General features: G+C 43.2%; 15 protein-coding genes. 7 read left to right on the top strand and 8 right to left on the bottom strand.

From position 1 onward, the window contains the following. Positions 1-104: 104 nt before the first annotated feature. Positions 105-1,547, bottom strand: a complete 1,443-nt coding sequence (locus QMY49_RS25880) for a transporter substrate-binding domain-containing diguanylate cyclase (RefSeq protein WP_050936284.1) — start codon at positions 1,545-1,547, stop codon at positions 105-107. Between the two features lie 363 nt (positions 1,548-1,910). On the opposite strand from QMY49_RS25880, the gene QMY49_RS25885 reads away from it, so the two are divergent. Continuing rightward, entirely contained in the window at positions 1,911-3,074 is a 1,164-nt protein-coding gene (locus tag QMY49_RS25885; protein WP_050925397.1) for a threonine/serine exporter family protein, read from the top strand. Here QMY49_RS25885 and QMY49_RS25890 read toward each other — a convergent pair. Next, positions 3,071-3,337, bottom strand: a complete 267-nt coding sequence (locus QMY49_RS25890; protein WP_005453679.1) for an alternative ribosome-rescue factor A — start codon at positions 3,335-3,337, stop codon at positions 3,071-3,073. The genes QMY49_RS25885 and QMY49_RS25890 overlap by 4 nt on opposite strands. 368 nt (positions 3,338-3,705) lie before the next feature. Between QMY49_RS25890 and QMY49_RS25895 the strand changes: the two genes are divergently transcribed. The 4 genes from QMY49_RS25895 to QMY49_RS25910 all read left to right on the top strand — a co-directional run bounded on the left by QMY49_RS25895 (position 3,706) and on the right by QMY49_RS25910 (position 5,563). Further along, the gene (locus QMY49_RS25895; protein ID WP_005433440.1) at positions 3,706-3,915 is read left to right on the top strand and encodes a cold-shock protein; all 210 of its coding nucleotides are present in this window, start codon (positions 3,706-3,708) and stop codon (positions 3,913-3,915) included. A 73-nt stretch (positions 3,916-3,988) separates the two neighbouring features. Next, complete coding sequence (locus tag QMY49_RS25900) at positions 3,989-4,534, top strand: YaeQ family protein (protein ID WP_258456428.1); 546 nt, start codon at positions 3,989-3,991, stop codon at positions 4,532-4,534. Continuing rightward, the gene (locus QMY49_RS25905; protein WP_283315390.1) at positions 4,521-5,063 is read left to right on the top strand and encodes a hypothetical protein; all 543 of its coding nucleotides are present in this window, start codon (positions 4,521-4,523) and stop codon (positions 5,061-5,063) included. The genes QMY49_RS25900 and QMY49_RS25905 overlap by 14 nt, the downstream gene beginning before the upstream one ends. Positions 5,064-5,203: 140 nt before the next feature. Further along, positions 5,204-5,563, top strand: coding sequence for a glutaredoxin family protein (locus tag QMY49_RS25910; RefSeq protein ID WP_017819296.1), 360 nt, complete (start codon positions 5,204-5,206; stop codon positions 5,561-5,563). 83 nt (positions 5,564-5,646) lie between these two features. Here the strand turns inward: QMY49_RS25910 and QMY49_RS25915 are convergent, their stop codons facing one another. Next, a complete protein-coding gene (locus QMY49_RS25915; protein WP_017188748.1) occupies positions 5,647-6,270 on the bottom strand; it encodes an OmpA family protein in 624 nt (207 codons plus the stop codon). A 373-nt stretch (positions 6,271-6,643) separates the two neighbouring features. Here QMY49_RS25915 and QMY49_RS25920 point away from each other — a divergent pair, with 373 nt between their 5' ends. After that, a complete protein-coding gene (locus QMY49_RS25920) occupies positions 6,644-7,276 on the top strand; it encodes a thiol:disulfide interchange protein DsbA/DsbL (protein WP_283315394.1) in 633 nt (210 codons plus the stop codon). Positions 7,277-7,290: 14 nt separating this feature from the next. Continuing rightward, the gene (gene bamJ / locus QMY49_RS25925) at positions 7,291-7,764 is read left to right on the top strand and encodes a BamJ family beta-barrel-assembly machinery protein (RefSeq protein WP_005453668.1); all 474 of its coding nucleotides are present in this window, start codon (positions 7,291-7,293) and stop codon (positions 7,762-7,764) included. A 66-nt stretch (positions 7,765-7,830) separates the two neighbouring features. On the opposite strand, the gene QMY49_RS25930 is transcribed toward bamJ, so the two are convergent. From QMY49_RS25930 to QMY49_RS25950, 5 genes are all read right to left on the bottom strand, one after another. After that, positions 7,831-8,721, bottom strand: a complete 891-nt coding sequence (locus tag QMY49_RS25930; protein WP_009696211.1) for a hypothetical protein — start codon at positions 8,719-8,721, stop codon at positions 7,831-7,833. A 38-nt stretch (positions 8,722-8,759) separates the two neighbouring features. Next, positions 8,760-11,159 carry a fimbria/pilus outer membrane usher protein gene (locus tag QMY49_RS25935; RefSeq protein ID WP_283315396.1) on the bottom strand — a complete coding sequence of 800 codons (2,400 nt, stop codon included), beginning with the start codon at positions 11,157-11,159 and terminating at the stop codon, positions 8,760-8,762. 46 nt (positions 11,160-11,205) lie between these two features. Beyond that, positions 11,206-11,868 carry a fimbrial biogenesis chaperone gene (locus tag QMY49_RS25940; RefSeq protein ID WP_020480898.1) on the bottom strand — a complete coding sequence of 221 codons (663 nt, stop codon included), beginning with the start codon at positions 11,866-11,868 and terminating at the stop codon, positions 11,206-11,208. Positions 11,869-11,918: 50 nt separating this feature from the next. Then, the gene (locus tag QMY49_RS25945; protein WP_005453662.1) at positions 11,919-12,431 is read right to left on the bottom strand and encodes a hypothetical protein; all 513 of its coding nucleotides are present in this window, start codon (positions 12,429-12,431) and stop codon (positions 11,919-11,921) included. 170 nt (positions 12,432-12,601) lie between these two features. Further along, complete coding sequence (locus QMY49_RS25950) at positions 12,602-13,237, bottom strand: helix-turn-helix transcriptional regulator (protein WP_283315397.1); 636 nt, start codon at positions 13,235-13,237, stop codon at positions 12,602-12,604. Positions 13,238-13,333 lie beyond the last annotated feature (96 nt).

The raw sequence follows: 13,333 nt of genomic DNA on the forward strand, positions 1-13,333 counted from the left end.
ACTGAAATCCAACACTATTCGCGTCATAAATAACAATAAAAACAGGGAGTTCAAATCAGTATAGCAAGGAGAGGATGAAGGTCAGCGAGAGCACGCTCAAAGTTTTACTGAGCTTTACGAAGTAATGGTTCCACTTTGTTTCTGTTGATGATTTGGAATACAGCGCGATTCTTCCCATTTGCCTTGCCATGGTACATAAGTTGATCAGCATCTTGCAGGCTTGGTTGTTCATCAAATTTTGGATAATACGCGCACCCTAAACTGATACTCACGCTAATCGTTTGTCCATCTAAGGTCACTGGTGCGCAATTTACTTGGGTGCAAATTGTACGAGCAAGAGCTTCTGCTTCCTCTGCAGAGAGCGAAGCCGTTACTAAGGCAAACTCTTCACCACCAATGCGCGCTAAAGTCATTCGTTCATCGATGACAGATCTTGCTGTATTCGCGACAGCAACAATAGCTTGATCCCCAACCAAATGTCCAAATTGATCATTGATGGATTTAAAGTCATCAATATCAAACACCATCACGGTCAGGTTTCTTTTTACTGTACTTAACGTCGCTAACCTTTCTATCAAGTGACGTCGATTATAAAGCTTAGTGAGAGGGTCAGTCAGGGTGAGCTCAAAAAGCTGTTGATTCGCCATAGTGAGTTGCCGAGTACGCAAAGCAACCGTACGCTTAAGTGAAAAAATATGGAACATGGCAGCAATAATCAGCGCAAAAACAGCAAGTGGAGCAAGATACGCTGGATAGACGGTTTTAACATGAATCCAACGACTGAGGATCCGGTCCTTATTTGCCTCCATGACTATCTCAAAATTCCTCGATACCTCTTCAATCGACTTTGCACTGCCGTCACCCGTCGCGATTCTTAAATCTTTGCTGTAAAGATGCAATGCAGGTAAGAAAGTCACCGAGTCAGGTGTTGTTGCCATGTAGAAATTGGATACCTGGGTATCAGCGACAAACAGAAAAATTTGCTTATTCGTAACCGCTTTTAGCAACGCATCATTATTCGAAAACAACCGTATTGCCGCGTTCGGGTAGTGTTTACGAACGAAAGTCTCTTCGTATCCTCCTTTCACCAAACCAACTTCCATTGCCGACTCACCTTTCAGCACCGATTCCACGTCAATTCCTAACAGGTCACTGTTGACATAAAGTTGAGTATCGATAGGCATTATCACTGTGCCAAAGTTCAGATACTGGCTGCGCTCTGCAGAAAATATCAATCCAGCATGGATATCTGCTCGTCCCTCTTTTACTGCTAGTAAAGATTCTTCCCAGTCAAGCAAAAGAAATTTCACATGAACATCATTTCGAACGGAGTACTCGCGCCAGAAATCAATCAAGATGCCTTGCGGCTCGCCGTCTGGCGTAAGGTATGAGAAGGGTTTCCATGCTTTTGAATTAGCAACAACTAAGGTACCTTGCTTAGTTTCGTGCCCGTAGACTGCGCTGGAATGGAACGCAACAATAAGCAGCAGAAACATGCCAAATATTGTGTTTTTCCAATCATTAGTACTATAACGCATGAAGGTCATACCTACTTCTCACTAACCTACCCTAAAGGGCTATCTAAGACTTAAATAGAACTAAAGGTATAGCAGAGGTTCTTTCTTTAGGTAGCAACTCTTATTGATATGAATCTAAATTAGTACCTTTACACTGAAAAATGGCACTTTTACATTAGATTATTTTATAGAATCATCACGAATTGTTATGAATTTAATATGAATAAAAGTTCGAAACTCCGGGTTTCTCTGGGTTGAGCCTTTTAGCGACATGAGTAACACCTGACACAGTCCACAAAATCACACAAAAAAGTTAATGATTATTCGCTCGACAAGAATCACTTTGTTAACTTACGCGCAATTTTTTTGTGACTCGAAATTTTCGCTTTCGCCATGCCTTCTCAATATAGAATTAACAAAATCGTCGAAATTGGCGATACGCTGCATCGTAGTGGCTGTGCGCCATACAAAGTAGAGAAATACACTCAGCACTACGCGCAAAAACATGGCGTGGATGTGATGATTCAAGCCACGCCAACCGCGATCAATTATCAATTTCCAGATGATAACAATGCAGTGGTACTCAAGCGCTTGAAACCAGCTTCAATCAACTTAAGTTTGCTAGCTAACACCATCATTCGAATCAACCAACCGAGTAGCGAACCCGTCCCAGAGCCTGCTGGATATCCTTCATGGGTTATTGCATTGGCGAATATGGGCATTCCACCCGCGTACTTGATGCTGGTCGGCAGTACTTTAGAAGCGGTCGGCTTTGCTTTTATTCTTGGTTTTATGGTCTGGGGATGCCAGCAAGTTTGCCGAACGAGACGTGCAATTGCAGTTGAGTTCATTGCGGCTTTGTTCACAGGTATTATTGTTGCGTACCTGTCCAGCACTGGACTGCCGATCCCTGTTTGGGCGCTATGTATCGCAACGATTGTCTTATTTGTACCCGGCCTCTCCATCGCTAACTCCCTTGAATGTCTCGCATTTAATGATTTGGTATCAGGGACCAGTTTATTGGGGCAATGCGCTCTTACGTTGATCAAGTTGTTTGTTGGCATCACCATGGGGCTCAATATCGGTGAAGCCATTTGGGGACAAGCGCAATCCATCGCCTACACCAATGAAATCCCGATTTGGATGCACATTAGCGGGCTATTCTTAATCTCCGCCAGCCTTGGAGTGATCTTTAACGCTCGCCCTATCGACATTCTGCTTGGCTTACCCGTTGCAATGCTGGGCATGTGGGGACCTTTTTATCTTGGTTTCGAAAGTGGCTGGGTTGTGGGGACTTGGGTAACTACAGTTCTAATTACATTGTACGGAACTTGGATTGCGAAAAAGATGGAACTGACTGGCTCTATCTACATTGTTCAAGGCATCATCATTTTGGTTCCGGGTAGCCGCGTCTTAGTAAGCGCAAGCCAATCCGTGTTTGAACAATCTATTTTACCCATTCCAAGTATTGGTCTGTCTGCGCTGTTTATGTTCTCTGCTATCGTTGCGGGGCAAATCACGGCTTACTCAATTTACTCTCCAAAAATAGAACGCTAAAACCCCCTCTCGCCATCACCTTCAGATAAGAAAAAAGCCCTATTCAAAATCCACTTTAGTGAGAACTTTGAATAGGGCTCTTTGCCTCTATGTTTTGCTTTCCGATTGAAGCTGCCTTTGCCTTTTTTGGCTTTCACAACCCGCGTTCTAAACAGTTGACTAGTGACGACAGCTTTAAGTGCGTTGTCTTTGATTTCCCCTCTGCCAAACTCGGTATCTTGATTCAATTCATTTGGCTGAGGATTAGATTTGTTCTTTACCATACTTCCTCCTTAATGGTCGAACCAGATTGGACAATAATTAGGGAAAATAGTCAAATTTGTATAATAAAATTCATTTTATTCTCCAAAAACTTCACAACAACGTCATTTATTTGAAAATTCATCAAAAATACACCGTATAAAAAGTGACTAGATACAAATATTTGCCCTTGATGGGTCGATATATGTTGACTATACCCGTAATTAACCTAGACTCGAACACGGCTAGAAAGAAAGTTCTTTGTTTTCACATTTCGTTGGATTACTCGTAACTCCCCCGTCCTGTGGTACGCAATAGCAATTTATTTTTCCACGCTATAAGCGCCGATTAGGCGAAGATTTACATAAAATTAGATATTTAGGAAATAGACATGTCTAACAAAGCTACTGGTACAGTTAAGTGGTTCAACGAAACTAAAGGCTTCGGTTTCATCCAACAAGAAAACGGTCCTGACGTTTTCGCTCACTTCTCTGCAATCCAAGGTGACGGCTTCCGTACGCTTGTTGAAGGTCAGAAAGTAGAATTCGAAATCACTCAAGGTCAAAAAGGTCCACAAGCTGAGAAAATCACTCTAGTTTAATCCTTTAAGATTTTGATATGGTAGCCAGCTTTTAGCTGGCTATTTTTTTGCCCTTCATTTATCGATACTTCCTATGGCTCTAAAACCAACAATTTACAAGTTTCGTATCGCAATCTCTGATATGAACAACGATTACTACGATTCAAAAAATCTTACTATCGCCCTTCACCCTTCAGAAAAGCCACAGCGCATGTTGGCTCGTATTTTCGCCTACTGCTTGAATGCACAAGATGATCTTGAGTTCACTAAGGGTCTATCTACAACAGAAGAACCAGATTTGTGGCGTGTAGAGGACGACCAATCTATCACTCACTGGGTTGAGATTGGCGAACCAGAACCAGATCGCATCAAGAAAGCGACCCGTTTGGCTAAGAAAGTAAAAGTCTATACCTACAACACCAAAGCCTCCGTTTGGTGGGATAAGATGGCGGGCAAATTTGGCATGCTTCCAGTGGATGTGGCAAGCCTTGACTACGATGCTATCGACTTGATTTCACAACACCTTGACCGTGGCACTAGCCTATCTGTTATGATTACCGGCACCTCTATTTTCGTTGATATTAACGAACAACACGTCGAAGTGACGGTGAAGGAATTGCAAAGTAATGACGCCTCTTAATGAACTGATCCAAGAAATGGGGTTCAAAAACATTCCCTTCGTTAATGAGCATAAGGCTGCAAGGCGACGTTGGACAAAAGAACAAGCCCCATTGTTCATTAGAGTATGTGAAAACAAGCCTGACACAGCCCCTGCGCTGCATATGCTTGGGCTTTTGACTAAATCTCACATCGAAGCCAGCGCCCTGTATGAACAACATGCCACCTCCACTCACCACATGCAGCAAGTGTTGAACGACACGCTTGGTGAAGAGCACGCGGAAAAGTTCACCAATCAGTCGGTCGAAGACTTAGTACTGGTGACGCATTTATGGCTATACACCCAAGGCTATCTAAATATGGATTTTAGCCTTGCTCATGACCATGCAGAACAAACGCAAAATATCCTGCAACATGAGTTAGTGATTAAGCGCATGGATTTGGATGCTTTTCGTACCGATTTAATGCAGAGTTTCTATCTTGGTAAAGAAGCTAACCCAGTAAAAGCAAGCGGGCTATTTGGTTGGGTAAAACGTCTGTTTTCCTCATAAAATACATGGTTTTGTCAAAACCAAACACCTGATAGACTACGCCCTTTCATGCAACGGCTTTCTACGCTCAACGACTTCGTTACGTAAGTTCGTTGCATGACATACAAGGACACTCATCCACTGAACATCAAGGGATCATTATGAAGTTTATCCGTTGGATTTTGGGAAAAATCATTCTACTTCTCAATGCAGTATTCTCTCCCCGTGGCGTTAAACGTTCGGCAGAAGCACAGAAAAGCGTTGATGATAAAGCCAAAAACTACGCACTGTACCAATTTGAAGCTTGTCCTTTCTGCGTAAAAGTTCGACGTGCTATGAAACGTCAATCCGTGAACATTGAATTACGTGATGCGAAAAACGACCCAGTACATCGCGAAGCACTTGAACAAGGTGGCGGTCGTGTAAAAGTACCTTGTCTGCGTATTGAAAAAGATGGCGAGACGCAATGGCTTTACGAGTCTTCAGACATCGTCGCTTACATTGAAAAAGAATTTGCCTAGTTCCCCCTAAGAACATTGGCGGATGCAAAAGAGGCACCATACGGTGCCTCTTTTCTTTTATCTCAATTCAATGATATGGGCGCTTACTGATCGACAATCAGCATCAGTTCCACTCGACGATTACATGCCTTACCGCTTGCTGTGGTATTACTGCACTGCGGCACATATTCGCCAAAGCCACGAGAGAACACTCTTTGACGAGGCAAGCTGGTTGCAAGTAGCTGCTTTTCTACCTCACGAGCACGCTTTTCCGATAACGAATCATTAAAACTCTCTGCGCCTGTACTGTCTGTATGACCGTCTATCACCACATCAACATCAGTACGCCCGGCAAGATAATGTCCAAGATTGCGGATCCAGTCTTGAGATTGCGATGATAATCTCGCAGAGCCCGTTTGGAAATGCACTTGTTCTTTCAAACGCACCATAAGGTGGTCGCCACTGATGGTTTCATGGGCGATATGATGTCTATTTAAAAACATCTCCAGTGACGTCACGCCCTGTGACTTTTTTCCAGCTGTACTCGGAGTCTGAGCAACATAACGTGGAGTTGACACGTAAGATTTCGCGTAACCCCACTCTGGATGTCTTAGCTCTGAGTTAGTTCTCGGGGCAGTATCGAGAATATTACCGCCCGGAACCATATCTGAATTAATACTCGTGCACCCGGCTAATAGACCGCATGCCACTAAAAACCAATGCTTCATACCGTTACCAACGTAGAATGAATTCCTGTTCACTGTGTCGGCTTAAATCGCCCAAACTTTAGTGCCTATTACCATATTTTCTTCAATACACAAGCACAGTTCATGCCAACGATTTAAGTTGGGCATTCATTTTTATCAAACATTATTTGGTAGATAAGAGAGCAAAGAAAATCTCGTTAACTAAACTGTCGCTTAATGGCGTTTCACTTCACGAATTTTCAATAGCTGAGCGCACTAAACACAACGTCATTGCCATGTTTTGTCTAAACTTTCTTCGATTGTCTCACTTTAGTGTAACAAGCCGTATTAATGGTTTTCGTCGATACCGTTAACCGATAAACTAGCACCAATTTTACTATTTAGAGCCTTACCCATGTTCAAAACCATTTCTAAAGGCGCTGCACTTTTTGCCGCAGTTTTTGCCCTAACAGCTTGTGACAACGGCAACAGTCAGCCACAACAAGGCAAGCAATACGAAGTTCTGCCAGTTTCTCTTGCTGAATACAACTTAGCACCAGTAACTGAAGCGTTTTCTCTCACCTGTGGTCATTGTCGTACGATGGAGCAGTTCGTTCCTCAAATTGAATCGTTGACAGAACAGAAAGTTGAGAAGATGCACGTTACCTTTAACGAAAGTGCGCAAATCAGCGCGATCATTTTCTATACAGCGGCAATGCAAGTTAACGGCACTCCGGACAAAGCGTTTATGGAAGAACTGTTTGCTGCCGTTCAAATGGGTGCAGATGCAACTGCCGATGAGCGCCAAGCTGCGGTAGAGAAAGCTTTTGAGTCTCGTAACCTAGTAAGCCCTTACCAGCTAGACGACGCACAACAAACGAAACTGTTTGAATATATTACTAAAGCAGAAGAGATCACGACTCGTGGTCAACTCAACTCAGTTCCTGCCTTCATCGTAAATGGTAAATACCAAGTAGTCACTGGTGGCCACGAGACCGTTGAAGCAATGGCTGACACTATCAACTACCTGCTAAAACAACCAAAATAAGACAAGGAGCTACTGTGTCTAAATTTCTGTTTCCTCTTATTATTTTCGTCCTAGCGGCATTCTTTATCTACCGTACTTGGACAAACCACAAAGCGGCAGACGAAAACTTTGCAAAAGGGCAAGAGTTCCTGCTAGAAAACAGCAAGAAAGAAGGTGTGATTACCACAGAGAGTGGTCTGCAATACCTTGTTCTTGAGAAAGGAACGGGCGACGTTCATCCAACTGCAACTAGCAAAGTGAAAGTTCACTACCATGGCACGCTTATCGATGGTACGGTTTTCGATAGTTCAGTAGAACGTGGTGAGCCGATCACATTCGGTCTAAATCAGGTGATTAAAGGCTGGCAAGAAGGTCTGCAATACATGGTTGTGGGCGAGAAAATCCGCCTGTTCGTGCCAAGCACACTTGGTTACGGTAAAAACGGTACTGGCCCTATCCCACCAGCAAGTGTACTGATCTTTGATGTGGAGCTATTGGACATCCAATAATCCTCAGCAAGAACAAAAAAACGCCGCATCAATTGCGGCGTTTTTATTCGTCTCAACTTACGTTAGTCAGTAGGCAATCAAACTAATGGTCATCTCATCTTCATATAACCCTGCAGCAGCACCTGGCACGGCCTTATTTTCAAAAGCCATATTGAAGCGAGTTTGGTTCCCACGGTGAGTATTTAAAAGCACCGGACTATCCAACCCAAGAGTCTGACCTTGCAAAAATGTGGTGTACGGAACTTTATGACTCGGTTTCCTAGTATTGACAAGGTGCCCATGATTCAACGAGTCGAGCTCAAGTTTTACGGAAGCGTTGCTCACCACGACAATGTCCAAATCCCTTCGGTTTTGCTTTGTTAAATTCCCCATATCCACCGTCACTCTTGCCCCAGAAACAGACACATTGGAACTTGAATTTGCCTCTATGCGTGCTCGTACGAATGGCTTTATCGTGTAGTCGAGCCCTGCATTTCTCACACCAACTTCAACTTGCTTGCCAAGTAACGAAAATTCAAAATCTGCCCGATAATTGCCCGGTTGCATGGTTTTTCCTTCGGGCACTTGCACCCAAAAATCGACCTGCTTACTACCACGGCTTGGTAGTAAAAAGTCTCCTTGAGGGGTTCTATTTAGGCTTTTTCTTTGCGTGTTAAGGACGGTCGAATTGATCTTACCTTGAGGGCCAGAAACAACCTGCTGCCAACCATTTGAAGGCTTGATGACAATGCCGCTCATACAGTTAACTAGTTGGCTATCTAACTCTATTTTGCCTTGAAACCACAAGGTATCAGGTTGCGTCACGTGAGGTTTATAAGGTGTATCATTGATGCTTACCCTAAATGTCCCCCCACACTGCGCTTCGCTGGCATCATTCGCCAACAACGGTGAAGCAAAAGCAGTAAGAAATAGCACGGTTGCGAATGTTAAGACATCACTGCGATTAACTGTTTTCATCCTATTCTCCTTTTCCTTTACCAGTACAATGCGCTAAATTATTTGTCATTGTTCGGCATTACTGTGATTTCACCTAAATCGATTAAGCTCGTATCAGACTCAGGAATCGAGATAACGACAGGGCTAATCTGTAGTCCATAAAGCTCAACTGTATATATGCCAGGACGTAGACCTTGAATGAAGAATCGTCCTTGCTTGTTGGTAAAAAACTCAATTTGTTCATCATCAACCAACACACGCCCTTGTCGGTACTCGATAGGTTCACCGTTAAAACGCTTCAAATAACCACTCGCCGTGTATGACGCATCGGAACCTATCGTCAACAAATATCCGGTTGCCGCCGCCGGCATTAGCTCAAGTTTGCCATCTCCCCAGTCATAACCAACAGGAGAATCCATCACGTTATAATCCATCGCATAGCGAGCATAAGGTTGGGAGATCGAGACAAGACCATTAAGATGCTTTGTCGCCATTGCGGTTGGTCTTCCTTGGGAGTCTACATCTAGGTTCGCAGTCGCTTCACCCAACGTCGGGTGCATTTCTGCCACAACAAAAGGGCCACTAGTCGCACGTCCCCACCCCCAATCACCGTCAACCATTCCAACTGCAGTCGCTAGGCGCAGTGAAGCTTGGTATTGCTCGGTATCTTCTTTTCTCACTACATCACGACTTACTTCAGATTCTGCTCTAAAACGATTTGCGGTGTAACTCAATTGAGCTCGTTGGGTATCACGAAATTCGTCCTGCTCAGCTTCGATTCTTACACCATAGTCACCAACGTAGTTCAAACCTTCATTACTAAAATACGCTCGGCTCCGTTCATTCTCACTGTTGTAAGAGAGGCCTATACGATTTCCATGCTCATCCGAATACCAATTGTATTCAAAGGTAAACAAGAAACGTGTATCCGGTTCGTTATAACGCTCGGATTCTTCGTATTCGCTGCCAACCCCTACCGTAAAACCACCATGTCGCCAATTTAGCAAGACCGAACCACGTAACTCATCGTCATCAGGAGGGAGTTGAGTCAGGCGTCCTGTTAATGTCAGATCAAATTTACTGTTTATCTGCCAAAAGTAATTTGCGAGATATTGTGTATATGAGTTGCCTTCTTGGGATTTTTTCCAAGGTTTGTTTTGAAAATCATCCGATTTTTCAATCGCAAAACGTAGGTTGGGAGATTGGCTTTCCCCACTTCCAAAAATGCTGTTTTCATAATCAAGGGAAGCTATCCAACCGTCTTCTCCCAAACTTGCAGAGCTTAGCGAATAACGAGCAGTCACATTCCCTACACCGCTTTTGAAAGTAGTCAGAGCCCCAAATATCGAACCATCTTGAGCATATAAGCCGTTTGCACCTGCGGTTAACCAGTCAGTGACACCATATTCTAAGTAACCTGTCGCTACCCATTCCTCTTCGTATTCTACTTGACGGTTGTCATAGATGATTGGCTGCCCAACGGAAAACGAGTAATCAATCAGACCTTTTTTCAACAGCTTAGCGTTGTAAAATTGAGTAAAGCGCAATACTTCTTGCTTACCAGAAACATAGTTGACGACAACCGTAATATCGTTAGCACCGTTATCTAAAATCAGATTCTTGAGGTTGTAACGTCCCGGCTCCAATCGCCCACCAGAAATTCGTTCACCGTTGACATAAACTTCCACTTCAGCGGATTCGAGCAGAACAAGTTGTTGGCTACTCTCTGGGCTTGTCTCACGATCCGGTTGTAAGTCAGCGTATCGACTCTCAATAGAAAAACCACCCAAGGACATGCCATAAATATGTCCGGATTCACCGCTGATAACATCCCCTGTGGAAGCACGCATCGGTAAGTTTGGATCATCATAGAAAGCAATCCACTCACCTCGGGAAAACTTTGTGGTTTCGTTATCCGCTTCAAGATAATTGGCTAAAAGAAAATTCACACCACTGGCACCACCGATATTGCCTTGTGACAACCAATCCAGCGACGAATCCCAAGTCTCAACATCCTCTTGCCAATAATTGTTATAGGCGAAGCTAAAACTGTTTAACCAGTTTATCGAGCCACTTTCAGAGGGAATAAAATCGGGATAGCCAGACGACAAAGTAATGTCTTGTTCGCTAAGAATTTGTGCCGAGAGCCGAACGTCAATAAACAAGGATTCAGTATTAAGTGTCACCTCGATACCTCGCTCAGCGAGTGTTTCGATATCAACGAATGTTGACGGCTCTGAACCAAAAAACTGCGACCACCATTCCGGACTCACGCGCGTTCCGAGCAAATCTTGGAGGGCATCGACAGACACTCGCTCAAGAGCCATGCCGTTTATTTCAACAGGGAGTTCGCCAAGCTGATTTTGTTCATACACAAGGGGTAAGGAGAGGCTGTAAGAGCTTCCCCATACAGCCCCAGAAATAAGGACAGCGATCGATACGACGAATGCGCGCCACATTGTAACCTTCCGTGTATGTCAGCGACGTTATGAAAACTGGGTGTCGTTAGTTCACAAGAAGTGACTCGACGTTCACCTGAACTTTCTGGTTTGGCACGAGATATTGCATCGGTAGAACCGGCTCTAGTTGCTCCCAATCCCAACGTTTCGTTTGACCTTGCCAATCAACCGAGTAAGTGTGTTTGTTTAACTCAATAACACTTGAACCTGTATTGCTAATTTTCAGATTTGGCTTGTTGTCATTGGATACAGTGATTTCGCTGGAATATTGGTCTTGCGCATCTTGTGGAGAGACAAACACAAGCGCTCCGATTCGGAACAACATTTGTATGGCATCTTTCTCAACTTCATCCGCTTTGAGTGGCAATTGGCTCACGATCAAACGATAGGATTCTGCTACACCCTTGGGTGCGCCAATGTATTGCACCTTAATGGTCTGAGATTTCCCCGGCTGAATAAGTACTTGCGGTGGAAAGATCATCAAGTCATCGGTTTCAAGAAGCGACTCTTCGTTGTTGAATTCAACTAATCGCTTAACGCCAGTCACCTCAATAGGCAAAGGTGCAAGAGAGGTATTGGTTACCTTGAAAAATACCGTTGTCTCTTTCCCTGAATCGGAAAGAAATTGCACCATTGGGAAAAGCTCAAAAGCCAACACTTGTGCTGGCATGTAAATCAAGATGAGAAATAATATTCGAAGTGTTTTCATACAACATAATGGCTGAGGGATGGACGGGACCTCCCTCAGCACATTCCTTCCTACATGTGGAATAGAGTCACATACATCGCGCCGCTGTATTCACCCCAACGCGCACCAGCTTGAGGTTTAGAGGTAATTGAAAGTTTGTGCTCATCAGTCATCGTTTTGTCTAGGTTGTTACTAATTTCAACCACTTGATGGATACGAGCAACGGTAGTGTCAATCCCTTTGTCTTTTAGCTTAGTTTCACCATTGAAGCTGTACTCCATTGGAATTTCATCTTCATTGCTGTTGGTAAAACCAAATGGGTCAACTTGGACGATACCTTTCGTACCGTATGAGTTGCACCACGTCTTAAAGCCAAATTCTTTTGTATCAGATGACTTAGTTAAGTCGAAATTGATGACATCCAAGTTGCCGTAAGTCATCATTTCACAACGCTTAGGCACTTCACCTTTGAATTTAACGTAAAAGTCTGCGCGACCTTCGTCAGACCCAACGACCCATGGATTCGCAACTGCACCAGCCGATACAAGCAACGCCATTGCTGCAAAACCTGCTAAACGTTTCATGATTGTTCTCCTTTACATTTTTTCCTGCGGTATAGACCAAAAGTTGAATTAAGTAGACGAGTTAAATGTACGCCTTATTAACTTTTTTCCTATCGGTCATCTGACCAAAAGAACCACATTAAAGGATGAGTAAAGGACAACCAAATAATTAATTTGAACTAGATCAAAAATCACTCAACCATTAAAGATCCTAACTGAGAACGGCTTTGCTTTCCTGTTTTAGATAATATATGGGAGACATGTGTTTTTACCGTGCTTAAACTTACACTCAGTTGACCTGCTATTTCTTTATTTGAATAACCTTGAACTAAATACATAAATACTTTCTGTTCTTTAGTAGAAAGTTCGTATTTAGCACCTAGAACTTCCGCAGATGAAGAACTATGAACTTGTCCCCTCACAATATTCTTTAATGAAGAAGACATGGCTTCTCGACTAAACCATAACTGACCAGAAGCCACCATTCGGACGGATTTGTGAAGTAGTTCTAAGGTAAAGTCATTCTCTAGTAACCCACCCCAACCCAGAGATATAAGCCCTTGAACTCCCTCTAAGTCTTGCTTACTCGCATTGGCAAGCAACCAAGCGCCGCCACGCGAAAGTGGTGAGATTAAGTGCAATGATGGATTACCTAAAGTAAGGCGATCATAAATAACAATATCAGTATTTTTTAAATTCCATATATTATTGACAGTTTTCTCAGTGTAAAAAGTGTAGTTTTTAAAAGAATGAGATAAACCAGCAATAACTAACCCTGACCAATCTGAGTCAGAAGAAATTACATAAACATTTTGAGAGCGTATCATGATCCTTTCCTGTAAAAATAATTTAGTAAAAGGAATAAATAACTATAGCGAGTGTAGATTATTAATACTTTATAATTAGATTGATAATTTGATTAA

The organism is Vibrio harveyi, assembly GCF_030060435.1.
GTDB lineage: Bacteria > Pseudomonadota > Gammaproteobacteria > Enterobacterales > Vibrionaceae > Vibrio > Vibrio harveyi.

Coding starts and splice junctions, on each gene's coding strand:
- QMY49_RS25880 (WP_050936284.1), bottom strand. CDS start 1,547: ATGACCTTCATGCGTTATAGTACTAATGATTGGAAAAACACAATATTT.
- QMY49_RS25885 (WP_050925397.1), top strand. CDS start 1,911: ATGCCTTCTCAATATAGAATTAACAAAATCGTCGAAATTGGCGATACG.
- QMY49_RS25890 (WP_005453679.1), bottom strand. CDS start 3,337: ATGGTAAAGAACAAATCTAATCCTCAGCCAAATGAATTGAATCAAGAT.
- QMY49_RS25895 (WP_005433440.1), top strand. CDS start 3,706: ATGTCTAACAAAGCTACTGGTACAGTTAAGTGGTTCAACGAAACTAAA.
- QMY49_RS25900 (WP_258456428.1), top strand. CDS start 3,989: ATGGCTCTAAAACCAACAATTTACAAGTTTCGTATCGCAATCTCTGAT.
- QMY49_RS25905 (WP_283315390.1), top strand. CDS start 4,521: ATGACGCCTCTTAATGAACTGATCCAAGAAATGGGGTTCAAAAACATT.
- QMY49_RS25910 (WP_017819296.1), top strand. CDS start 5,204: ATGAAGTTTATCCGTTGGATTTTGGGAAAAATCATTCTACTTCTCAAT.
- QMY49_RS25915 (WP_017188748.1), bottom strand. CDS start 6,270: ATGAAGCATTGGTTTTTAGTGGCATGCGGTCTATTAGCCGGGTGCACG.
- QMY49_RS25920 (WP_283315394.1), top strand. CDS start 6,644: ATGTTCAAAACCATTTCTAAAGGCGCTGCACTTTTTGCCGCAGTTTTT.
- QMY49_RS25930 (WP_009696211.1), bottom strand. CDS start 8,721: ATGAAAACAGTTAATCGCAGTGATGTCTTAACATTCGCAACCGTGCTA.
- QMY49_RS25935 (WP_283315396.1), bottom strand. CDS start 11,159: ATGTGGCGCGCATTCGTCGTATCGATCGCTGTCCTTATTTCTGGGGCT.
- QMY49_RS25940 (WP_020480898.1), bottom strand. CDS start 11,868: ATGAAAACACTTCGAATATTATTTCTCATCTTGATTTACATGCCAGCA.
- QMY49_RS25945 (WP_005453662.1), bottom strand. CDS start 12,431: ATGAAACGTTTAGCAGGTTTTGCAGCAATGGCGTTGCTTGTATCGGCT.
- QMY49_RS25950 (WP_283315397.1), bottom strand. CDS start 13,237: ATGATACGCTCTCAAAATGTTTATGTAATTTCTTCTGACTCAGATTGG.